This window comes from Lentzea sp. NPDC036955, from assembly GCF_055608005.1.
Genome location: NZ_JBVJRC010000009.1, coordinates 44,063 through 64,626 on the forward strand (window position 1 = coordinate 44,063; position 20,564 = coordinate 64,626).

20 protein-coding genes and 1 pseudogene are annotated in these 20,564 nt (G+C 72.0%); 9 read left to right on the forward strand and 12 right to left on the reverse strand.

Going from position 1 to position 20,564, the window contains the following annotated elements:
• Window position 1 precedes the first annotated feature (1 nt).
• From ACZ7CF_RS29500 to ACZ7CF_RS29510, 3 genes are all read right to left on the reverse strand, one after another.
• Complete coding sequence (locus tag ACZ7CF_RS29500; RefSeq protein WP_470371085.1) at window positions 2-790, reverse strand: MOSC domain-containing protein; 789 nt, start codon at window positions 788-790, stop codon at window positions 2-4.
• Between the two features lie 134 nt (window positions 791-924).
• Complete coding sequence (locus ACZ7CF_RS29505; RefSeq protein WP_470371086.1) at window positions 925-2,373, reverse strand: hypothetical protein; 1,449 nt, start codon at window positions 2,371-2,373, stop codon at window positions 925-927.
• A gap of 129 nt (window positions 2,374-2,502) precedes the next feature.
• Window positions 2,503-3,129 (reverse strand): hypothetical protein, encoded by a 627-nt coding sequence (locus ACZ7CF_RS29510; protein ID WP_470371087.1) that lies wholly within the window; start codon window positions 3,127-3,129, stop codon window positions 2,503-2,505.
• A gap of 332 nt (window positions 3,130-3,461) precedes the next feature.
• On the opposite strand from ACZ7CF_RS29510, the gene ACZ7CF_RS29515 reads away from it, so the two are divergent.
• A complete protein-coding gene (locus tag ACZ7CF_RS29515) occupies window positions 3,462-4,250 on the forward strand; it encodes an HD domain-containing protein (protein WP_470371088.1) in 789 nt (262 codons plus the stop codon).
• A 2-nt stretch (window positions 4,251-4,252) separates the two neighbouring features.
• On the opposite strand, the gene ACZ7CF_RS29520 is transcribed toward ACZ7CF_RS29515, so the two are convergent.
• Window positions 4,253-4,837, reverse strand: coding sequence for a TetR/AcrR family transcriptional regulator (locus ACZ7CF_RS29520; RefSeq protein WP_470371089.1), 585 nt, complete (start codon window positions 4,835-4,837; stop codon window positions 4,253-4,255).
• Between the two features lie 81 nt (window positions 4,838-4,918).
• Between ACZ7CF_RS29520 and ACZ7CF_RS29525 the strand changes: the two genes are divergently transcribed.
• Window positions 4,919-5,779 (forward strand): enoyl-CoA hydratase/isomerase family protein, encoded by an 861-nt coding sequence (locus ACZ7CF_RS29525; protein WP_470371090.1) that lies wholly within the window; start codon window positions 4,919-4,921, stop codon window positions 5,777-5,779.
• A gap of 264 nt (window positions 5,780-6,043) precedes the next feature.
• Here ACZ7CF_RS29525 and ACZ7CF_RS29530 read toward each other — a convergent pair whose 3' ends face one another.
• A complete protein-coding gene (locus ACZ7CF_RS29530) occupies window positions 6,044-6,793 on the reverse strand; it encodes an SDR family NAD(P)-dependent oxidoreductase (RefSeq protein ID WP_360393164.1) in 750 nt (249 codons plus the stop codon).
• Between the two features lie 86 nt (window positions 6,794-6,879).
• On the opposite strand from ACZ7CF_RS29530, the gene ACZ7CF_RS29535 reads away from it, so the two are divergent.
• Window positions 6,880-7,470, forward strand: a complete 591-nt coding sequence (locus ACZ7CF_RS29535; RefSeq protein WP_360393161.1) for a TetR/AcrR family transcriptional regulator — start codon at window positions 6,880-6,882, stop codon at window positions 7,468-7,470.
• Window positions 7,471-7,476: 6 nt separating this feature from the next.
• Here the strand turns inward: ACZ7CF_RS29535 and ACZ7CF_RS29540 are convergent, their stop codons facing one another.
• The 3 genes from ACZ7CF_RS29540 to ACZ7CF_RS29550 form a co-directional block, all read right to left on the reverse strand.
• Window positions 7,477-8,148: a DUF4166 domain-containing protein gene (locus ACZ7CF_RS29540; protein WP_360393159.1), complete on the reverse strand. Its 672-nt coding sequence runs from the start codon at window positions 8,146-8,148 to the stop codon at window positions 7,477-7,479.
• Complete coding sequence (locus tag ACZ7CF_RS29545; protein WP_470371091.1) at window positions 8,145-8,855, reverse strand: SRPBCC family protein; 711 nt, start codon at window positions 8,853-8,855, stop codon at window positions 8,145-8,147. The genes ACZ7CF_RS29540 and ACZ7CF_RS29545 overlap by 4 nt, the downstream gene beginning before the upstream one ends.
• A gap of 84 nt (window positions 8,856-8,939) precedes the next feature.
• Window positions 8,940-9,575, reverse strand: coding sequence for a TetR/AcrR family transcriptional regulator (locus tag ACZ7CF_RS29550; protein WP_458431497.1), 636 nt, complete (start codon window positions 9,573-9,575; stop codon window positions 8,940-8,942).
• Window positions 9,576-10,098: 523 nt separating this feature from the next.
• Here ACZ7CF_RS29550 and ACZ7CF_RS29555 point away from each other — a divergent pair.
• The 5 genes from ACZ7CF_RS29555 (at window position 10,099) to ACZ7CF_RS29575 (ending at window position 14,099) form a co-directional block, all read left to right on the forward strand.
• Window positions 10,099-10,302 (forward strand): cold-shock protein, encoded by a 204-nt coding sequence (locus ACZ7CF_RS29555; RefSeq protein WP_086661517.1) that lies wholly within the window; start codon window positions 10,099-10,101, stop codon window positions 10,300-10,302.
• 291 nt (window positions 10,303-10,593) lie between these two features.
• Window positions 10,594-10,821: a DUF2188 domain-containing protein gene (locus tag ACZ7CF_RS29560; protein ID WP_360393150.1), complete on the forward strand. Its 228-nt coding sequence runs from the start codon at window positions 10,594-10,596 to the stop codon at window positions 10,819-10,821.
• Window positions 10,822-11,154: 333 nt separating this feature from the next.
• On the forward strand, window positions 11,155-11,856 hold the full coding sequence (locus ACZ7CF_RS29565; RefSeq protein ID WP_470371092.1) for a GAF and ANTAR domain-containing protein: 702 nt from the start codon (window positions 11,155-11,157) through the stop codon (window positions 11,854-11,856).
• Between the two features lie 68 nt (window positions 11,857-11,924).
• Window positions 11,925-12,659, forward strand: a complete 735-nt coding sequence (locus ACZ7CF_RS29570) for an ANTAR domain-containing protein (protein WP_470371093.1) — start codon at window positions 11,925-11,927, stop codon at window positions 12,657-12,659.
• A 153-nt stretch (window positions 12,660-12,812) separates the two neighbouring features.
• Window positions 12,813-14,099 carry a glycosyltransferase gene (locus ACZ7CF_RS29575; RefSeq protein WP_470371094.1) on the forward strand — a complete coding sequence of 429 codons (1,287 nt, stop codon included), beginning with the start codon at window positions 12,813-12,815 and terminating at the stop codon, window positions 14,097-14,099.
• Between the two features lie 90 nt (window positions 14,100-14,189).
• On the opposite strand, the gene ACZ7CF_RS29580 is transcribed toward ACZ7CF_RS29575, so the two are convergent.
• From ACZ7CF_RS29580 to tkt, 4 genes and pseudogenes are all read right to left on the reverse strand, one after another.
• Window positions 14,190-15,086: an SDR family NAD(P)-dependent oxidoreductase gene (locus ACZ7CF_RS29580; protein WP_360393138.1), complete on the reverse strand. Its 897-nt coding sequence runs from the start codon at window positions 15,084-15,086 to the stop codon at window positions 14,190-14,192.
• Window positions 15,083-16,279: a zinc-dependent alcohol dehydrogenase gene (locus ACZ7CF_RS29585; RefSeq protein WP_470371285.1), complete on the reverse strand. Its 1,197-nt coding sequence runs from the start codon at window positions 16,277-16,279 to the stop codon at window positions 15,083-15,085. Before ACZ7CF_RS29585 ends, ACZ7CF_RS29580 begins: the two co-directional genes overlap by 4 nt.
• Complete coding sequence (tal, locus tag ACZ7CF_RS29590; protein WP_470371095.1) at window positions 16,267-17,406, reverse strand: transaldolase; 1,140 nt, start codon at window positions 17,404-17,406, stop codon at window positions 16,267-16,269. The genes ACZ7CF_RS29585 and tal overlap by 13 nt, the downstream gene beginning before the upstream one ends.
• Window positions 17,407-17,437: 31 nt before the next feature.
• A pseudogene (tkt, locus tag ACZ7CF_RS29595) lies at window positions 17,438-19,646 on the reverse strand (transketolase).
• A gap of 618 nt (window positions 19,647-20,264) precedes the next feature.
• Here tkt and ACZ7CF_RS29600 point away from each other — a divergent pair.
• Window positions 20,265-20,450, forward strand: a complete 186-nt coding sequence (locus ACZ7CF_RS29600; RefSeq protein WP_360393129.1) for a hypothetical protein — start codon at window positions 20,265-20,267, stop codon at window positions 20,448-20,450.
• Window positions 20,451-20,564 lie beyond the last annotated feature (114 nt).

Below are 20,564 nucleotides of genomic sequence, written 5' to 3' on the forward strand. Positions count from 1 at the left end.
GTCAGCGCCAGCCGGTGATCGTGACGTCGTCGCCGACGGCGATGGTGCCGGGCCGCAACACGGCCGCCTTCAGGCCGAAGACGACGCCGTCGGGTCCACGGCGGTAGGTCGCGAGCGTGCGCAGCGGTTCCGGTCCGGCCCGCACGCCCTCGTCCTGGTCGACCAGCGTGACGACGCACCGGACGGCCAGCTCGCCGAAGCCGAGCTCCGCACCGCCGACGGCCATCCGCTCGGCCCTGTCCTCGGTGCAGGGCTCCGGCCAGCCGCTGACCACGACGTTGGGCCGGAAGCGCTGCAGCGCCACCGGGTTCCCGCCGCGCTCGGCGATCCGGGCGTTCAGGTCGTCCACTGAGGACAGTGAGAGGACGTGCACCGCGGTCGGGTCCGTGCCCGCGGCGGCCCGAGCGGCCCTGTCCGGCTCCCGCACCAGGCGGACCGGCTTGCCGACGACCTCGGACAGCCACGCGGCCGCCTCGTCGCCCTGGTCGATCCCGGCGTCGGGCCACTTCTCCACCGCCACCGGCCGGGTGGCGCCACCCGTCACGACGGCCAGCACCAGCTCACCGGCGCCGGGTGCGCTGAGCTCCAGCTCCGCGCCCCCGCGCAGCACCCGGCCGCGGACCAGGGCCAGCCGCGGCAGCTCACCCTGCCACTGGGTCGACCCGTCCACCCCCACGACGGCGAACAGCCGATCGCCCGCCGGCCCGGCCGGGGTGAGCTCTGCCCGGTCCACGGCGACACCGGCGCACCCCTTGATCGGGTACAGCGTCAACGCGTGCACGTGTGCCATGTGCGCCAACGTACTCGGCCTCGGACACCGCTGGGTCGAATTCGATGAGAACGCTCTCACGGTCGGCGGAACTGCCCGGCGCACACAGCGGCGGGGCCGGCCTGAGCCGACCCCGCCTCGTGATCACCTGGTGGTCACGCCTTCACGGAGTGCTTCCCGTGCGCCCAGGACGTGGCGTCGCCGCCGTCGCCCGCGGGACCGGAGTGGCCACCGACCGTGGTGCTGTGGTTGGTCGCGGCACCGGTCGAACCCGTGGCACCGGTGTTCCCGGAGTCGCCCGAGCTGACCTCGATCCAGGACTGGGTGCCGTGGTTCGTCCAGCCGTGCTTCCAGTCGTGGCCCTTCCACCCGTGGCACTTGTCGCCGCGGTGGCCGGGCTGTTCGTTCTTCACCACGGCCGTGTTGCCGCCGGTGGCACCCGACTTCCCGGAGTTGCCCGAGTTGCCGGTGGTGGCGTTGTTCGAGCTGGTGGCGTTGCCACCGTCACCCGAGTTGCCGCCGTTGCCCGCGGTGGCCTTGGTGGAGCCGGACTTGCTGTGGTGGCCCCACTTGTCGCCGTGGTGGTTCCAGGACTTCTTCTGCTCGGTCACGGCCCACGCGTCGCCGCCGTCACCGGCCGGGCCGGAGTTGCCGCCCACGGTGTTGCTGTGGTTGGCAGCGTCCCCGGTCGCACCGGTGGCACCCGTGTCGCCGGAGTCGCCCGACGTCACCGCGGTCCAGGACTTCGTGCTGTCCCAGGACCAGCCGTGGCCCCGCTCGGACCCGATCGTGCGGACGACCGCCGTGTTGCCATCGGTGGCACCGGAGTTGCCCGAGTTGCCCGAGTTGCCGGTGGTGGCGTTGTTCGAGCTGGTGGCGTTGCCACCGTCACCCGAGTTGCCGCCGTTGCCCGCGGTGGCCTTGGTGGAGCCGGACTTGCTGTGGTGGCCCCACTTCTGACCCTCGGTGGCGTCGCCCCCGTTGCCCGCGGCACCGGAGTTGCCGCCCACGGTGTTGCTGTGGTTGGCCGCGTCCCCGGTCGCACCGGTGGCACCCGTGTCGCCGGAGTCGCCCGACGTCACGTTCGTGTGGCACTCCGCCAGCACGCAGAGCCCGTAGGCGCTGTTGCCGCCAGTGGCACCCGAGTTCCCGGAGTTGCCCGAGTTGCCGGACGTGGCGTTGTTCGAGCTGGTGGCGTTGCCGCCCTGACCCAAGTCACCACCGTTGCCGGCGGTCGCGGAGGTGTTCCGCGCACGACCCGTGGCGGTGGCGTCGCCCCCGTTGCCCGCGGCGCCGGACTTTCCGCCCACGGTGTTGCTGTGATTGGAAGCGTCACCGGTCGAACCCGTGGCACCGGTGTTCCCGGAGTCACCCGAGCTCACGTTCGTGTGGCACTCCGCCAGCACACAGAGCCCGTAGGCGCTGTTGCCGCCGGTGGCACCCGAGTTCCCGGAGTTGCCCGAGTTGCCGGACCGCGCGGTGTTCGAGCTGGTGGCGTTGCCGCCGTTGCCCGAGTCACCGCCGTTGCCGCCCTTGACGACCGAGCTCACGATGTCGTTCACCCCGCCCAGGAGACCGTGGTCACCCGTGTCGGCGCTGGCCATCGCTGTTCCGAACAGGAGGAATCCTCCCGAGAACGCTGCGGCCACGAGACCGCGTCGCACAGAGCTGTGCATGTCGAACCTTCCCGTCAATCAAGCTGGTGATCTGGTCGGCTTGGTCGGCGGGACTGCTCAGCTGGGATGATTTCGGCCGTAGTAATAACACCACGAGCCGCGGAACTGCTGTTTTCCACTCGCAATCGGCGACGCGTTGTCCGGGTGCACTCCCGAAAGAGCCGGGAGGTCCGAGACGGCGGTGCCCGTCGATCCGCTCGACGACGCCGATCCCGTCGTGCCGGGCAAAGCGAGCGGCACAGCGGGCGACTGCCCTTCCGGCGACTGGACCGGCAATTGGACCGGCATCTGGATTGGCGTCTGGGCCGGTGGCGCCACGTCAGGCGCGGAGGTCTGCTCGGCCTTCGCCGGCACGACCTGCTGGGGCAGCGCCACCGCGGGCGCCTCGGGAACAACGGCCGGCACCACGGGTGCGACCACCTCCGGCGGGGCCGATGGCAGTGGCACCAGCGGTTCCACGACCTGCGGAGGTGGAGCGTCCCGCACCACGCCCACCACGGGGGCGAGCACCGGCGCGGTCACGGGCCGCAGCGGCTCCAGCACCGGGTCCAGGGTCTGCGCCGCGGTGTCGACCACGGGTGTCAGCAGCGGTGTGGTCACCTGGGCGATCGGCGCCACCACCTCGGCCACCGGGGACACGAGCGCGTCCAGCAAGCCCGAGTCGTTCTCGTCGGCATTCGCCACTCCCGCCGAGAGCAAGCCGAATCCCAAGAGGAACCCGGCCACTCCCAGAGTTCGCCGCAGCGTTGTGGAACATGTTGATTTCATGCGTATCACCCCCTTTCGCTGAATCAGCACCTGTCATCGAGGCATTCGGTTCCCCACGGGTGCCGGTTCACTCGAAAGTGGAAGTTTTTCTTTTGCTCCAGGTCAGCGATCTGAATTAGTTTGAAACACGCATTTCCCACTACTTTGCGACACCGTACGAGGCCGAAAGGTCAACGCGGAGTGAGAGCGCGGCGGAGCGACCGGTTGGATCATCGGCGATCGGCGGTCCGTGGGTTACGGTGGTCGGTGTGCTGACGACCACGTCACCTGCGACCGGGCATCAGGTGGCCGAGCGGATCAGGCAGCTGGAGGCGCGGCTGGTCCGCGACCACGACGAGGTGCCACCGAGCCTGGTGCACGAGTGGGTCGAACGCGCCATCGCCCGCTTCGGCGGCGCGCGCGTGCGCGACTACGTCCCGCTGCTGGTGGAGCGCTCGGTGCGGGCCTCCGCGCAGGGCTTCTCCTCCGGCTCACCGGAGCTGCCGGGCACGTGGCTGTCGGCCTGGGCCCGCAACACCGCCCGCCGCCTGCTCGCCACCGAGCTCCCCCGCCGCTGGTCGCACACCGCCGGCGTGGCCCGCCGCGCCGAGCAGGTGGCCCGCGTCCTGCCCGCAGGCCAGCGGGACCTGCTGGTGGCGGCCGCCTGGGTGCACGACATCGGCTACGCCTCCGAGCTGGCCGATACGGGCCTGCACCCGGTCGACGGCGCCCGCTACCTGCGCCGCGCCGGGATGTCCCCGCTGCTGTGCGGTCTCGTCGCCCACCACTCCGGTGCCGCCGCCGTCGCCGAGCTGACCGGCCTGGCCGGCGCCTTGGCGGAGTTCCCCGACGAACGCGGCCGGCTGCGCGACGCGCTCTGGTACGCCGACATGTCCACCTGCCCCGACGGCCACGCGATCACGGTCGAGGCCCGGCTCGCGGAGATCCGCCGGCGTCGTGGCCCCGACGACCCGGTCGTGCGCGCGCTCGCGCTCAACGGCGAGGAGCGGCTGGCCGCGGTGCGCCGCATCCACCGGCTGCTGCGCCGGGCGAGCTGACCTCAGCCGCGGCCGGCCTCCGGCCACCGGAAGATCCCCGCTGTCGCCATCACCACCCGCCGCCGCGCCTTCTCCTCGTCGTCCCCGAACCGGTCGATGGCCCAGGACAGCGCCAGCACCAGCTCGAACACCTCGTCGGCGCTGATCTCCCCCGCCACCTGCCCTGCCTCCTCTGCCGCGTCCAGCAGCACCCCGACCCGTTCCACCAGCGGTGCGTTCGCGGAGTGCAACGCCGAGCTGTCGTCGTCGTGCGCGGTCGCGAGGCACACCGGCAGGTCGTGCCAGATCCGCAGTCCCCAGCCCACCCGCACCAGCCACTCGGCCAGTGCCTCGGCCGGAGGCAGTGCACGGGACAGCTCGTCGGCCTCGGCCAGCGCACGGGCGTAGAAGCCCTCGATGACGGCGGCCACCAGGTCGTCGCGGGTGGGGAAGTTCCGGTAGAGGGTGGCGTTGCCGACGCCGGCGCGCAACGCGATCGCGTCGAGCGAGGCGAGCACTCCCTCCGCCTCGAACGTCTCCCGCGCGGCGGCCAGGATCGCGTCACGGTTGCGCTGGGCGTCAGCGCGAAGAGGGCGTGTTCCAGCCAACGCAACTCCTCCTCGACAAAGTGGGGAGTGTCCCCACATACTCGCATCCGGGGAAGCTCCCCACTTATCGCAGGAGTGTAGATGACCTACGACGACCTGACCGGGCTGCGGATCTCCGTGGCCGACGGCATCGCCACCGCCACGCTCGACCACCCGCCGCTGAACCTGATGGACGGTGTGCTGGTGCCGTCGTTGCGCGGCTTCGTCAACCGGGTGCGCCACGACACCGGCGTGCGCGTCGTGGTGTTCGACAGCGCGGACCCGGAGTTCTTCAGCGCACACGGCGACATGGCCTACCTGACCGACCCAGCGGCGTTGCCCGCCGCCACCGCCGCCGCGATCGCCGCCGCGCCGGACGCGCCCGTCCCGGACGGCATGAACATCCTCCAGGCCGTTGCCGACGAGGTGCGCGGGCTGCCGCAGGTGACCATCGGCAAGATCGCCGGCTTCGCCCGTGGCGCGGGCAACGAGTTCCTGATGGCGCTCGACCTGCGCTTCGCGGCCATCGGCCGGTCCGGTCAGGCGCAGCCGGAAGCCGTCATGGACATCCTCCCCGGCGGCGGTGGCACCGTGCTGATGACCCGGCTGCTCGGCCGGGAACGCGCGCTGGAGGTGCTGCTCGGGACCGACCTGGTCGACGCCGAGCTGGCCGAGCGGTACGGCCTGGTCAACCGGGCGCTGCCCGCCGACGAGATCGACGCGTTCGTCGACCGGCTGGCCCGCCGGATCGCCCGCCTACGCCCCGAGGTCGTCGCCGCGATCAAGGCCACCGTCGAGACCATCGCGCCGAAGATCCCCCACGAGGCCTACGCCGTGGAGAACGCCGCCCTGTACTCGCTGTTCACCGAGGACATGGTCGCGTCCGCCCACCGCCAGCTCGCCGCCGGCGTGCAGACCCGCGAGGGGGAACGCGACCTCGAAGGTCTCCTCGACGGGCTCTGACCGGCACGGCGACGCCGGTGACGTGGGCGGTGCGGATCGGCAGGAGGTGGGCGCGGTGAAGCGGACGCCCCAGCCGCCCGCCCGGAGGGTCCGGGAGCACGGGTGGCTGGTTCCGGAGGAACGAGATGTCCCGCACGGACAAGACGAAACCGGCGTGGGTGCGGCACCGCGAGCACGGCGGCCGGCCCTGCACGACCACCGGAGCGGCCCCTGCGACCTGCCGCCACTGCCCACCGGGGAGGACACCGGCACCCGGTGCCGCGGTCACACCTGGACGTAGCCGCCGTCCACGAACAGCTCCGCCCCGTTGACGAAGCTCGCGGCGTCCGAGGCGAGGAAGAGCGCGGCCGCGGCGATCTCGTCCGGGTCGGCGACCCGGCCCAGCGGCACGGCGCTCGCGAGCTCGTCGAGGAACCCGGACCGTTGGTCCTCCGCCACCAGGCCGACCAGGCCCGGCGTCTCGGTCGGGCCGGGGCTGAGCACGTTGACGCGGAAGCCGCGCGTCTTCGCGTCGCGCGCCCAGCTGCGGACGAGGTTGCGCACCGCGGCCTTCGAGGCGCCGTAGACCTCCAGCCCCGGGTCCGGCCGGAGCGAGCTGGTCGAGCCCGTGACGATCACCGACGCACCGGGCGACAGCAGCGGCAGCGCCTTCTGCAGTCCGAAGATGACACCCTTGACGTTGCCGGCGAACGTGCTGTCGAACTGCTCCTCGGTGATCTCCTCCAACGGCGCCATCACGCCACCGCCCGCGTTGGCGGCGAGCACGTCGATCCGCCCCGCCTTCTCGCGCACGACGGCGTAGAGGGCGTCGAGGTCGGCGAGCTTCCCGACGTCGGCCCGCACGGGCACGACCGCGTCACCCAGCTCGGCCGCGACCGCGTCGAGCTGCTCCTGCCTGCGGCCGGTGACGAAGACCCGTGCGCCTTCGGCGACGAACCTGCGCGTGATGGCCAACCCGATCCCGCTGTTGCCGCCGGTCACCACGGCCACCTTGTCGGCGAGCACACCGGACATGAAGCACCACTCCCTAGTTCTTGACTGGTTCGTCCATAACGTAGGCACTTATGGACGATTCAGTCAAGAACTGGGTACGATGAGGCATGCCACGTCCGCGGAAGTTCGACGAGTCAGCCGTCCTGGCCGCCGCACGCGACCAGTTCTGGTCGGCCGGGTACGCCGGCACCACGATGGACGCCGTCGCCGCGGCCACCGACCTGGGCAAGGGCAGCCTGTACGGCGCCTTCGGCGGCAAGCAGGAGCTGTTCCACCGCGTGTTCGACGACTACTGCGCGCAGGCGGAGGACGGGGTCCGCCGCGAGCTGACCGGCCCCGACGAGGAGGCCTTCGCGCGACTGACCGCCCACGTGCACGGCATCGCGGCCTCCGTCGCCGCGGACACCGCGCACCGCGGGTGCCTGCTCGCCAAGGGCACCGCCGAACTGGCCGAGCACGACCCGGTCGTCGCGGCCCGCGCGCTGCGGACGTTCGACGAGCTCGAACGCCTCCTGGTCGCCGACATCGAGGCGTGTCAGCGCCACGGCGACCTCTCCCCCGGCGCCGACCCGCACCGGCTGGCCGCGCTCGTGCTCACGGTGTTGCGCGGCATGGAGGCCCTGGGCAAGGCGGGCAAGGACGCGCGCTTCCTGGAGGCGGTCGCGGAGAGCGCGCTCGCCGCGCTCCCGCGACCCTGAGCGCCGTCAGACCCTGGCCTGCTCCCGGACCGGCCTGACGGCGTCCGGCACGCGCCCGCCTTCGGGATAGGCGCAGGTGAAGGTGCCGCGGTAGCCGAAGAGCGGCCCGAACCGGTGGTTGGTCACCTCGACGTCGATGCGGAACCGGCCGAGGTCCTCGTCGTAGGACTCGCGGACCGTCGCGGCGCCGGTCACCAGGCCGGGGACGCGGAAGTGGAGCGGGCCCTCGTGGAAGCGCTGCTCACCGCTGCGGATCAGCAGCCCGCCGCGGTCGTCCACGGACAGGTCGAGGTCGACCGAGACGTGCTGGTGGGTGCCCAGGTAGTCCACGACACGGCCGCGTTCGGGGCTGTAGATCATCGTGGCGTCCCACCGCCGGGGCCGCTCGAAGGCGAAGGTGCGGACGAACGTCATCGTCTCCCGGCCCAGCGAGTCGCGGTAGGGGTAGTTCTCGATGGTGAAGGGGACGTCGCTGCCGTGGCCGGGGAGCAGGATGTGGCGCTTGGCCCCGAGCCACAGGAACGGCCGGGTGAAGCCGCGCCCGTGCCACACCCGGTCCATCGTGCCGGTGCCGACGCAGGCGATGCCGTCGTCGCTGGTGAAGCCGAACCGGCGTTGCAGCTGCGGGTGCAGGCGGTCGAAGTCGGCGCCGAGGGCGCGCTGGAAGATCGACGTCACGGGTGCTCCAAGGTCAGCAGGGTCGAGGGCGCCGTCGACGACCGGCGGTCCGGCGGCGTGCGCCGGCACCTCCTGGCGGCCGGGGTGGACGGCAGCGGCGGAGCCAGCAGGGCGGCGAGGGTGAGGGCCGCGGCGAGCACGGCGGGCCCGGACAGCCAGGCCACGGCGCAGACACCAGCCCTCGTGCCCGCGTCCAGCAGCGCCCACCGCAACGACACCTCGGGACGGACGCCGCGTTCGAGCCACAGCCGGAGCCGGTCGAACGACCAGGCCGTCCCCCACCCCATCAGCAGGCGGAACGGGCGGTCGGCCAGCGCCCCCAGCCGCCCCCAGCCGGGCCGGTAGTCGTAGCCGGTGAGGAACCGGACCCCCGCAGCGGTCGGCACGTACCGCCAGTACCCCGACCCGGAGCGGATCGGGGACAGCGGGTGCGCCGAGCTGAACCGCAGCGCCGACGTCCGCGAGCCGTCGGCCTTGACCCGCTCACCGACGCTGACCCCGGTCCCGTCCACCTCCAGACCGGGCAGGACGCGGACCGAGTACCGGAAGCGCTGCTCCGCGTCCTGGTCCGCCTTCGGCAGGTGGTCGATCGTGGTGAACCGCAGGTCCCACCGCTGGTGCTGGTGCGGGTCCTGGGTCCGCAGCCACACGTCGTCGAGGTCAGCCCTGATCACCGTCTCCACGTAGAGCGTCCGCCGCCGCGCCATGGCACCCCCTCCTTTTTGAGCAGTTGCTCAAACAGGAGGGTAGCCGGATTTGAGCAGATGCTCAAACAGGGCGTTGAGCTGGGGTTACTTCGCCTTCCCGGCCGTCTTGCGGAGTTTGGAGCGCAGCGCGCGCACCGCGATCGGCCCGAGGTCGTCCACCACCTCGATGAGCACGGCCAGCCGGTCGAGGGCGTCCATGGCCGCCTTCGACCCGTCCGGGTCGACGCCCTCGTACAGCTCCAGCCCGATGAACCCGGCGCTCACCGCACGGGCGAGACCCGCCGTGTCGATCAGGTCGGAGACCGGGGAGCCGGCCAGCGACCGGGTCAGCGCCCGCTCGATCGGGTTGATCCACAACCGCAGGGACGCCGCGGTGGCCTCGGCGAGCCGGGGGTCGGTCTGGGCGCCGGCCAGCAGCTGGGCGAGCACCATGACGTTGCCCTGCGCCCGTTCCTCGGCGTGCAGCGCGCGGCCCAGCTCCAGGAGCCGGCGCAGGTCGGTGATCTGCTCGAGCCGCTCGGCGAACAGCTCGACCCGCGCCTGCGTGGCGGCCAGGCACGCGGCCTGGAGCAGGTCGTGGACGGTGCCGAAGTGGTAGAAGACCAGCGCCTGGTTGACCCCGGCGGTGGCCGCGATGCTGCGCGCCGTGGTGCCGGTCAAACCGTGCGTGCGAATGGTCTCGATCGCGCCGTCGATCAGGCGTTGTCGGGTGTCGGCCACGGCATCACCGTAGAGGCCCGCGCCGGGCGCCCGAGGTGAGGCGGCCCTCGACTGGACGCGCACCGGACGCGCCGGTACCGGTGGGTGCTCCACGGCCTCACAGGGCGCACCGACCGGCGGATCACCGACGAGCCGTTCCTGTCACCACGCCCCGCCGAACACCACGTCGCCCGCGCGATGCGGAAGCGGGACGTCGGGTCCCGCGCTGCCGCCTCGGTGCGGCGGCGGTGTCGAACTCGGTCCTCGTGACCCTCGACCTGAGGTCACCACCGGCCCCAGCGGCTCCAGTCGGCGAGGGCGTATGACACGACCACGACCTGCGGACTTGATCGAATTCGGCCGGGCGTTCGCGCCAACCGGAGATCATGGTGTAGGGTGGTCCCCATCAGTCATGGTTACGAAGTAGAACTCGCCCGTGATCAGTATCACGGGCTTTTTGCTGTTTCAGCGTTTCCGCAGGCCGTGGCGGATGATCCCCAGGCACCCGCGACAGTGCGGATGCCAACTCATCACAGGAGTGCACATGGCTACCGGAACCGTGAAGTGGTTCAACGCCGAAAAGGGCTTCGGCTTCATCGAGCAGGACGGCGGCGGCGCCGACGTGTTCGTCCACTACTCGAACATCGCCGCGCAGGGCTACCGGGAGCTCCAGGAGGGCCAGAAGGTCTCCTTCGAGGTCACTCAGGGTCAGAAGGGCCCGCAGGCGGACAACGTCGTTCCCGCCTAGTTCTGCGTCGGCTGCCGGTCCGCTCGTCGGACTGAGCTGGTCACACCGAAGCCCGGCCTGGGTCCACCGATCCCGGCCGGGCTTTGACGTGCGCGGTGGCCGCTCGCCGGCTCCGGTGCCACCACCCGCCGCGCCGAGCCGGACCGAGCGTCGTGCGCTGGTCGAGCAGGCCACCGACTTCGCGTACTCCTCGTTCACCGCCGGCACGGCTGATCACGCCGATGGAGCGCGAGTGGTGTGCCGCTCGACGTCCGGGGTACTCGACCGAGCGACCCCGACGGGAGAGAGCCCATGCGTGGCGACATCGAGACCTACTTCGAAGACGGCCGGTGGAAGAACAAGGTCCAGGGCAACGACCAGGTCTCCAGCACACACCTCACCAAGCAGGACGCGGCCGCGAACGGTCGTGAGATGGCGATCGTGCACGCGGTGGACCACATCGTCCGGGGCCGCGACGGGGTGATCAGCGAGCACGACGTCTACCCCCGCGGCCGCGACCCCCACACCTTTCCCCGCTGATGCCGCTGTCGGTGTTCTCGCACCGGGAGTGCGAGAACACGGCACGACCTGGTCGGCGGGTGAGGAACGGCGGGGTGGCGACCGCGGAGCCTGCCCGGCGACGCGCCCGCAAGCCGCCGGCGAGACCGTACTGCGCGCCGCGGGCATGCGCGCAGTACGGAGAAGAAGTTAAACCTGATGCGGTCACGCAAGGCGTGGGCCCAGACCTCGCTACGTCCACGAGCGACTGGAATCAGTCGACGTGGTGGAGGAATGCTGTGCCAGCCGTGGACGACCGGCCGTTGTTCGGCGGTGTGAGCGAAGGTGCGCGCACCTGATGGGCCGCATCGGTCGGTGAGCGACGCACGAGCGGCGGTGATGGCCGCGCTTCGGGACAGCGGGAGCGGGCTCGACACCATGGCGCGCGTGATCCGCGCGTGCGTGGACGTGCTGCCGGTCGACGGCGCCTCGATCTCGGTGATGAGCAGCCCGCGGGAACGTGAGACGTTGTACGCCAGCGACGAGATCGCGACGAAGATCGAGGACGTCCAGTTCACCCTGGGCGAGGGCCCGTGCTTCGAGGCGTTAGCGAGCCGCAAACCCGTGCTGGTTCCCGACCTGCCCCGTGCGTCGGTCCTGGAGTGGCCGGTGTTCGCGGCTGCCATCGCCGCGCTGCCCATCGGCGCGATCTTCGCGTTCCCGCTGCAGGCGGGGGCGATCGGCATCGGCGCGCTCGACCTCTACCGCAGGCAGCCCGGCTGGCTTTCGGCTGACGAGCTCACCATGGCGCTGGAGGTGGTCGACGTCGTGACCGCGGTGCTGCTCGGTCTGCTCCTGGGCGAGGTCGACGACACCACCGGCCTCCGCAGCGTCATGGCACCCGGTCGCGAACAGGTCCACCAGGCGACCGGCATGCTCATCGCCGCCCTCGGCGTCCCCGCGGAGGAGGCGCTGTCCCGGTTGCGGGGCTACGCCTTCGCGAGGGGCAGGTCGCTGGACGAGATCGCCAGGGACATCACGAGCCGCAAGCTGTCACCGCTGGAGCTCGCCACATGACCACGTACGACACAGCACTCCCGTCCTGGGCGGCACCCACCGCAGGAAGACCAAGACAGGAGCTGGTGATGAGCGATAACGCACTGTCCACGACAGAGCGGGAGTCGCGGTTGCTCAGGGCGCTCGTCCAGCTGGCGGACACGCTCGTCGACGACTACGACGTGGTGGACGTGCTGCACCGGCTGGTCGAGCACTGCGTCCACCTGCTGGATGCGACGGCGGCCGGGTTGATGCTGTCCGACCAGCACGGCGGCCTGCGGGTGGTGGCCTACTCGTCGGCCCAGACCCACATGCTCGAGCTGTTCCAGCTCCAGGCGAGCGAGGGCCCGTGCATGGACTGCGTGCACAGCGGTGAGGCTGTGCTGGTCGCGGACCTGACGACGGAGGTGCGGCGGTGGCCCCGGTTCGCACCGCGCGCCGTCGAGGAGGGTTTCGCCTCCGTGCACGCGGTGCCGATGAGGTTGCGCCGCGAGACCGGGCTGCTCAACGACGAGGACCTGCTGGTCGTGCGCGCGCTGGCGGACACGGCGACGATCGGGATCTTGCAGGAGCGCGCGATCCGGCGCGGTGAGGTCGTCACCGAGCAGCTGCAGACGGCGTTGAACAGCCGGGTCGCCATAGAGCAGGCCAAGGGGGTGCTGGCGTTCGCCAGGGATCTTGAGATGGAGCAGGCGTTCCACACACTGCGCAGCTATGCGCGCAACGGCGGTCGCCGCCTGGCCGACGTGGCCAGGGAGCTCGTCGTCGGAGAGCTGCGGCCCGAGGACCTGCTCTCGGTGCGGCGTCGTCCTTCCGACGTGTGATTCCGACTCACGTCGCCCGCACGTCGACCGCGGGCTGCGCTCACCGCGTCACCGCGTGTGGGACCCACCGGGTCCGGGTAGTCTGATCTCGCTGGTAACAAGGAACAACCGCCCGGACCCGCGGTCTCATCACCTCGTCGTGAGGAGAACGCCGTGGGCGTCAGCACCGAGTCGATCGCGTTCACGCGCAAGAGGATCGCGCTCGTGTCCCAGCAAGCCAGTCCGCTGACCGATCCGGGTGCGACCGGTTCCGGGAGCCAGAGCCGCCACGTGGCGGGGCTCGCCGCCGCCCTGGCCGCGCTCGGCCACAGGGTCGTCGTCTACACGCGGCGCGACCACCCGCACCTTCCGCAGCACGTGCGGACCCCGCAGGGCTACGAGGTCGTGCACGTGCCGGCCGGGCCGGCCGCGGCGCTGGACGCGGAGGAGGTCCTCGGCCACGCGGGCGACTTCGTCGAGTTCCTCGAACGCGCCTGGACCTCGCAGCGCCCCGACGTCGTCCACGCCCACGGCTGGCAGTCCGGCATCGCGGCCGTGCTGAGCGCGCGGAGGAGCCTGGTGCCCGTCGTGCAGACGTACCACTCGCTGGGCCCGGCGCAACCGCAGGACCGCTGTGCGACGGACCGCGACTCCACCAAACGCCGCACCGTGGAGCGGCTCGTCGGTCACGAGGCCACCCGCGTCGTCGCGACCTCGTCCGCGGAGGCCCGGGCCGTGCTGGGGATGGGCGTGGACCGGTCGAAGCTCGTCGTGGTGCCCACCGGCGTCGATCTCGACCTGTTCGCGGCAGGACAGGGGACCACCGACCGGAATCCTCCGCGCAGGATCGTCTCGGTGGGCAGGCTCTTGCCGCACAAGGGGTTCGACGACCTGATCCGCATCCTGTCCACTGTGGACAACACAGAGCTGGTGATCGCCGGCGGGGGCGCGCAGGGCGACGTCCGCGGTGACGCGGAGAGCAGGAGGCTGCTCGCGCTGGCCCGTTCGACGGGTGTCGGCGACCGCGTCGTGTTCGCGGGCCACGTGCCCTACGCGCAGCTGCCCGTGCTGCTGCGGTCCGCTGACGTCGTGGTGTGCACGCCGAGGCACCAGTCGTCCAGTGGCGTGGCGCTGGAGGCGATGGCCTGTGGCACTCCTGTTCTCGCCACCCCGGTCGGCGGTCTGGTCGACCTCGTGGTGGACGGGCTGACCGGGGTGCTGGTCCCGCGCGACCGACCGGAGGCGACCGCCAAGGCGTTGAGGGCCCTGCTCGCCGACGGCACGTACCGCGATCTGCTCAGCGTCGCAGGACACGACAGGGCACAGGCGCGGTACTCGTGGCAGCGGGTCGCCTCCGACCTGGTGCGCACCTACTCCACGGCGGTGAACGCCCGCAGTGCCGGTACCTCGGTGGTCGGGTCGCGGTCCTCCCGCGCGCGGACGGGGTCGACACCGAGGTGAGCGCGGCGGCTCCCCCGCCGCCGCCCCGGACACCGATACGCCGGACGCCACCGCCCCCGACCACCACCGCACGTCACGGGGGCACCGCCGTCACCACCGGCGCCGCCTGGCCGGCCAACGCCCGTACGCCCTCTCCCGTGCCGCGACCGGCTCGAACACGTTGCCGGAGGTGGGTGAGACCGTCTCCCTCGTCAGTGCCGCGAGGCGGAACAGCGGCCCGACGAGCCGGTCGTAGAGCTCCGGCAGGCAGCGGAACGCCGAGACGATCAACGGGTTCGCCGGGCCGACCGGCACGGAGACGTGCCGGCGCGGCCGGTCGGCCAGGCGCACGATCGCGGCGGCGACGCGATCCGGGCTCAGCACCGGGACCGGTGGGCGTGCCGCACGTCCGCCGTAGTTGGCGGCCTGGTCGTACACCGGGGTGTTGACGCTGCCGGGGCTGACGATGCACACGTGCACGCCTCGTTCGTCGCGGGTTTCCTGTTGGAGGGTGCGCAGCAGCGCGCGCTGGCCCCACTTGGCCGCGGTGTAGGCGCCCATCCGCGGAACGGTGATCGAGCCGAGCAGTGAGTTCACCCCGATGAACACCCCCGTGCGCTGACGCCGCAGGACCGGCAGGACCGCTTGGGCGAGGTGGAGCGTGCCGTGGACCGCGGTGTCGACGACCGAGGTGAACACGGCCGCGGGCATCGACTCGACGGGTCCGTAGGCCATCACCGTGGCGGTGTGCACGACGACGTCGATGCGGCCGTGCAGCTCCAGCGCCTTCGTGACGATCCGGTCGGCGGCGGCGGGATCTCCGACGTCGTCGACGACGACGTCCACCGCGGCCACGCCCACCGCGCGGCAGGCCTTCTCCGCGGCGTCGAGCGCCTCTCCGCTGCGGGAGACCAGCACGACGTCGTCCCCGCGGAAGGCGAACGCCGTCGCCGCGGCGAGCCCGATCCCGCTGCTGGCCCCGACCACGAGCACGACGCGCCCCGTCACGGGTTCAGCACCACCTTCACGCAGCCGTCGCTCTTGGCGCGGAACACCTCGTACCCGTGCGCGGCGTCGGCGAGCGGGAGGCGGTGCGTGGTCAGGTCCAGGGTGCCGAGCGGATCGGCCGGGTCGAGCACGAACGGCAGGATGTCGTCGGTCCAGCGGCGCACGGGGGCCTGTCCCATGCGCAGCTGGATACCGCGGTCGAACATCTCCATCATCGGCATCGCGTCGAGCTCTCCACCGTACACACCGGACACCGACACCGTGCCGCCGCGCCGCACGCCCTTCAGAGCGGTGTGCAGGGCGTCGAGCCGGTCGACGGCCAGCTTGTCGACCACCTTCTGCGCCAGCGCGTCGGGGAGCAGTCCCGCGACCTTCTGCGCCAGGGCGACGGCACCCCCGCCGTGCGCCTCCATGCCGACGGCGTCGATGGTGGCGTCCGGACCGCGGCCGTCCACCATCTCGACCAGCGCGGCGGCGAGCTCGTCGGAGCCGCCGAACTCGTCGAAGTCGACGGGTTCCGCGCCGTGCCGTTCGGCCAGCGCGAGACGTTCGGGCACCCGGTCCACGCCGATCACACGGCCGGCGCCGAGCAGCCGCGCGATCCGGACGGCGAACTGCCCGACCGGGCCGAGGCCGAGCACGGCGACGGTGCCGCCCGGTGGCACGTCGGCGTACCGCACCGCCTGCCACGCCGTCGGCAGGATGTCGGACAGGAACAGGAACTGGTCGTCGGGTGTGCCGTCCGGGACGACGATCGGCCCGAACTGGGCCTGCGGCACCCGCAGGTACTCGGCCTGGCCGCCGGGCACCGAACCGTAGAGCGAGGTGTAGCCGAACAGGCTCGCGCCCTTGCCCTCGCCGCGCACCTGCGTCGTCTCGCACTGCGCGAACAGGTCGCGCCGGCACATCCAGCAGTGCCCGCACGAGATGTTGAACGGCACCACGACGCGGTCGCCCACCTTGAGGTGGCCGGCCGCCTCGGCGCCCACCTCCTCGACGACGCCCATCGCCTCGTGGCCGAGCACGTCACCCGGTTTCAGGTAGGGCCCCAGCACCCCGTGCAGGTGCAGGTCCGATCCGCAGATGGCGGTCGAGGTGACCCGGACGACCGCGTCGGTCGGTTCCTCGATGCGCGGGTCCGGCACGTCGACGACCTCGACGTTCTCATTGCCTTGCCATGTCAGCGCTTTGATGACATCTCCTCGGTCAGGTCACGGCCGAGCTGACCGCGGACGGTGTCCGCGAGCTCGTCCCAGCTGTCGGTGAACTTGCGGACCCCCTGGCGTTCCAGCTCGTCGGTGACCTCGCGGTAGTCGATCCCGAGCCGGCCGATCTCGCTGAGCACGTCGCGGGCGGGGCCGTAGAGCTCCCCCGGCACGAGAGGTGGTACCGAGCCGTGGTCGGCGAAGGCTTCCAGGGTGGGCCCGGGCATGGTGTTGACGGTGCCCGGGATGGCCAGTTCGGACACGTACATCGTGTCCGGGTAGGCGGGGTCCTTCACCCCCGTGGAGGCCCACAGGGGCCGTTGTGGCCGGGCTCCCGCCTCGGCCAGGTGGCGCCAGCGCTGCGTGGTCAGGCTCGACACGTGGATCTCGTGGGCGAGGCGGGCGTTGGCGATCGCCGCCTTTCCCTTGGCCGCGAGCGCGCGGTCGGTGCCGATGGCGTCGAGGCGCGCGTCGATCTCGGTGTCCACGCGGGAGACGAAGAACGAGGCCACCGAGTGGATGCCGGCCAGGTCGTGCCCGTTGAGCCGGGCCGCCTCCAGACCGGTGACGTGGGCGTCGACCACCTCGCGGTAGCGGTCCAGGGAGAAGATGAGCGTGACGTTGACGCTGATGCCCTCACTGATGACCGCGGTGATCGCGTCCAGTCCGGCGGTGGTGGCCGGGATCTTGATGAGCAGGTTCGGCTCGTCCACCACCGACCAGAGCAGACGGGCGCGGTCGACGGTGGCCTGCGGGTCGTGGGCGAGGCCGGGGTCGACCTCCAGCGACACCCTGCCGTCGACACCGCCCGTGCGGTCGTACACCGGGCGCAGGACCTGACAGGCCGCCCGGACGTCGTCGGTCGTGATGGCGAAGACCGTGTCCTCGACGCTCGCCTCTGCCTCCGCGAGGCGCCTGAGCTGCGGTGTGTAGCGCTCGCCGCGTGCCAGCGCGGAGGCGAAGATCGTCGGGTTGGTGGTGATGCCGACGACCCCGCGGTCCGCGACCAGCGCCTTCAGGCGGCCGTCGGAGAGGAGCTCGCGGGACAGGTCGTCGAGCCAGATGGACACGCCTGCGGCGGCGAGTTCGGTGAGCGGGTCGTGGCCCGTGGCCATGATGCCTCCGTGGTCGGGAAATCCTGGTGGTTCAGGCGGGGCGGTCGCCGGTGCCGCCGGTGGTGGGCGCGGTGCTGCGCTGCACACCTCCCGGGCGGACCGACGTGACCGCGTCGTGCAGGCAGTCGTGCGCGGCCTCCGCGACCGCAGTGGCGGTGACGCCGAACTCCTCGTAGAGGCGGCGGTGGTCGGCGGAGGCGCCGAAGTGTTCGAGCGACACCATCCGGCCGGCGTCGCCGACGACGTCGCGCCAGCCCTGGGCGACCGCGGCCTCGACGCTCACGCGGGCCCGCACGCCCGGCGGGAGCACTTCGTCCCGGTAGGACGGTTCCTGCGCGGCGAACCACTCGAGGCAGGGCATCGAGACCACGCGGGCCTCGACGCCGTCCTCTGCGAGCAACGCGCGGGCGTCGAGGGCGATCTGCACCTCGGACCCGGTCGCGACCAGGACCACGTCCGGCTCTCCTGGTCCGGCGAGGACGTATCCGCCCCGCGCGGCGCCCTCCGCCGGGGCCAGGCCGCCGGGACCGCGGTCGAGCACGGCGACGTCCTGCCGCGTCAGGACCAGACCGGCGGGACGGTCCCGGTTCTCCAGAATCCGCCGCCAGCACACCGCTGTCTCGTTGGCGTCGGCCGGGCGCACGACGTCCAGACCGGGGATCGCGCGCAACGCGGCGAGGTGCTCGACCGGCTGGTGCGTGGGTCCGTCCTCCCCCAGCCCGATCGAGTCGTGGGTCCACACGTGGGTGACGGGCAGCTGCATGAGGGCGGCCAGCCGGATCGCGGGCCGCTGGTAGTCGCTGAAGACCAGGAACGTACCGCCGTACGGGCGGGTCAGGCTCTGCAACGCGATGCCGTTGAGCGCGGCGGCCATGGCGTGTTCGCGGATGCCGAAGTGCAGGGTGCGCCCGTAGGGACCGCCTTGCCACTTCGTGGTCTGCTTGCCCATCGGGACGAACGACGGTTCGCCGTCCATCGTGGTGTTGTTGCTCCCGGCCAGATCGGCCGATCCACCCCACAGCTCCGGCAGCACGGGAGCCAGTGCCGAGAGGACCTTGCCCGACGCCGTGCGGGTCGCCATCCCCTTCGGGTCGGCGGGGAAGACCGGCAGGGCGTCGGTCCAGCCGTCCGGAAGCCGCTGATCGCGCAACCGGTCCAGCAGCGCCGCGCGGTCCGGGTTCGCGGTGCGCCAGCGCGCGTAGCCGGCTTCCCAGCGCTCGTGGGCGGCCGCACCGCGGTCCAGCACCGCACGGGCGTGCGCGAGCACCTCGTCCTCCACCGCGAAGCTGCGCTCCGGGTCGAAGCCGAGCAGGGTCTTGACGGCGGCGACCTCCTCGGCGCCGAGCGCGGACCCGTGCGCCTTGCCGGTGTTCTGCAGGGTGGGCGCGGGCCAGCCGATGACGGTGCGCAGCACGATCAGGGACGGACGGCCGGTGTCCGCCTTCGCCGCCTCGACCGCGGCGAGCACCGCGTCCACGTCCTCGACGTAGCGGCCGGTGCTGGTCCAGTCGACGGACTGGACGTGCCAGCCGCAGGCGGCGAAGCGGGCGGCCACGTCCTCGCTGAAGGAGACGTCGGTGTCGTCCTCGATGGAGATGTGGTTCGCGTCGTAGAACGCGACGAGGTTGCCGAGCTCCTGATGCCCCGCGAGCGAGGAGGCCTCGGCGGTGACCCCCTCCATCAGGTCGCCGTCGGAGGCCAGGACGTACACGTGGTGGTCGAACGGGCTCTGCCCCGGCGCGGCGTCCGGGTCGAGCAGTCCGCGTTCGCGGCGAGCAGCGAGCGCCATGCCCACCGCGCAGGCGAACCCCTGGCCCAGTGGTCCGGTGGTGATCTCCACACCGCGGGTGTGGCGGTACTCCGGGTGGCCGGGCGTGGCGGAGTTCCAGGTGCGCAACGAGGCCAGGTCGGTCAGTTCCAGCCCGTAGCCGCTCAGGTAGAGCTGCGCGTACAGCGTCAGGCTCGTGTGGCCGCAGGACAGGACGAACCGGTCGCGGCCGAGCCACTGGTCGTCGGCGGGATCGTGGCCGCATCACCTGCTGGAACAGCAGGTAGGCCAACGGTGCGAGGCTCATCGCGGTGCCGGGGTGGCCGTTCCCCGCCTGTTGGACGGCATCGGCGGCCAGCACGCGGACGGTGTCCACGGCACGGACGTCCGCGTCGGTCCAGCCCGCGGCCTGCGCGACCGGCAGCGGCAGGGACGGGTCGCGGTGAAGTGGTGCGGTGGCCGTGCGTGTCATCTGTCGAGGCCTTCCCGGAGCTCGGTGCGTCCACGTGCTGGATCAACGAAGTCGCGGGTCCGGGCGGCTGTTGAAGCTTCCCCACGCGAATAGCCGCAATCGGGCCGCCGAAACTCGCCGTGCACCTCGGTGTCGCCGATGTGGTGGAACCGGCGGACCGGGTGACTGCGGGACCTGAGCCGGTCGCTCGTCCACGGGGACGCGCGCAGCACTGTCGCGACCGCCTCGGGCACACCGGTGGCTCCGCGCAGGTTCCGCTTGACCGCCTCGGCACACCTCGGCGGTTCGGGGACGGCGCCGGACCGCGAAGCCGCCTGCCCCGCCCGGTGCGCCGGGCGGGTGTTGCGGGTGACGTGCCAGGGCGGCAGAGCACCGGAGCTGGTCCTGGTGCTGCCGGGTCTCGGCGGCAGGTGGCGGTGCACGGGGCACCGGGCGAGGGCCACGTCCCGGTGCCCTGTGCCGCCGCCGACGTCGTTCCGGCGCGACCGGCACGTCCCGGTCAGGGGCGTAGAGTGAGTGGTCCGAGGGGACCTCGCGCATCGGCGTCCGAGCCAGGTGCCCCCTCCGGAGTGTCAGCGACCCCGCCCGGCTGGTCCGGACGGAGGCGGGAGCACCGGGATGATCTCGGGCCCGACCAGCACCAGTCCCAGCACCGAACTGACCGCGCCACGCGGGCTGCGGGTGACGAGGAAGCCGGACGCCCTGTCCGGCGGCCGGTTCCCCGGCGGCTGGCGACCTCTCGCCACCGACCCCGCCACCACCGTTCCGGCGCTGAACCCGCCGACCTGGTGCACGCGGCCGTGACCCGGCTCGTCTGACCTCCGCACCGCCTCACTCCTGAACAGACACCGCCCCGCCCCGGCCTCACGCCGGGGCGCGAAGCCGTCTGCCCCGATCCGAAAGGCCCACCGCTCCATG

What these genes read in the sequence shown, in the direction of transcription:
- ACZ7CF_RS29500 (WP_470371085.1), bottom strand. Translation starts at nt 790, where the DNA reads ATGGCACACGTGCACGCGTTGACGCTGTACCCGATCAAGGGGTGCGCC.
- ACZ7CF_RS29505 (WP_470371086.1), bottom strand. Translation starts at nt 2,373, where the DNA reads ATGGCCAGCGCCGACACGGGTGACCACGGTCTCCTGGGCGGGGTGAAC.
- ACZ7CF_RS29525 (WP_470371090.1), top strand. Translation starts at nt 4,919, where the DNA reads ATGACCTACGACGACCTGACCGGGCTGCGGATCTCCGTGGCCGACGGC.
- ACZ7CF_RS29530 (WP_360393164.1), bottom strand. Translation starts at nt 6,793, where the DNA reads ATGTCCGGTGTGCTCGCCGACAAGGTGGCCGTGGTGACCGGCGGCAAC.
- ACZ7CF_RS29535 (WP_360393161.1), top strand. Translation starts at nt 6,880, where the DNA reads ATGCCACGTCCGCGGAAGTTCGACGAGTCAGCCGTCCTGGCCGCCGCA.
- ACZ7CF_RS29545 (WP_470371091.1), bottom strand. Translation starts at nt 8,855, where the DNA reads ATGGCGCGGCGGCGGACGCTCTACGTGGAGACGGTGATCAGGGCTGAC.
- ACZ7CF_RS29555 (WP_086661517.1), top strand. Translation starts at nt 10,099, where the DNA reads ATGGCTACCGGAACCGTGAAGTGGTTCAACGCCGAAAAGGGCTTCGGC.
- ACZ7CF_RS29560 (WP_360393150.1), top strand. Translation starts at nt 10,594, where the DNA reads ATGCGTGGCGACATCGAGACCTACTTCGAAGACGGCCGGTGGAAGAAC.
- ACZ7CF_RS29570 (WP_470371093.1), top strand. Translation starts at nt 11,925, where the DNA reads ATGAGCGATAACGCACTGTCCACGACAGAGCGGGAGTCGCGGTTGCTC.
- tal (WP_470371095.1), bottom strand. Translation starts at nt 17,406, where the DNA reads ATGGCCACGGGCCACGACCCGCTCACCGAACTCGCCGCCGCAGGCGTG.
- ACZ7CF_RS29600 (WP_360393129.1), top strand. Translation starts at nt 20,265, where the DNA reads ATGATCTCGGGCCCGACCAGCACCAGTCCCAGCACCGAACTGACCGCG.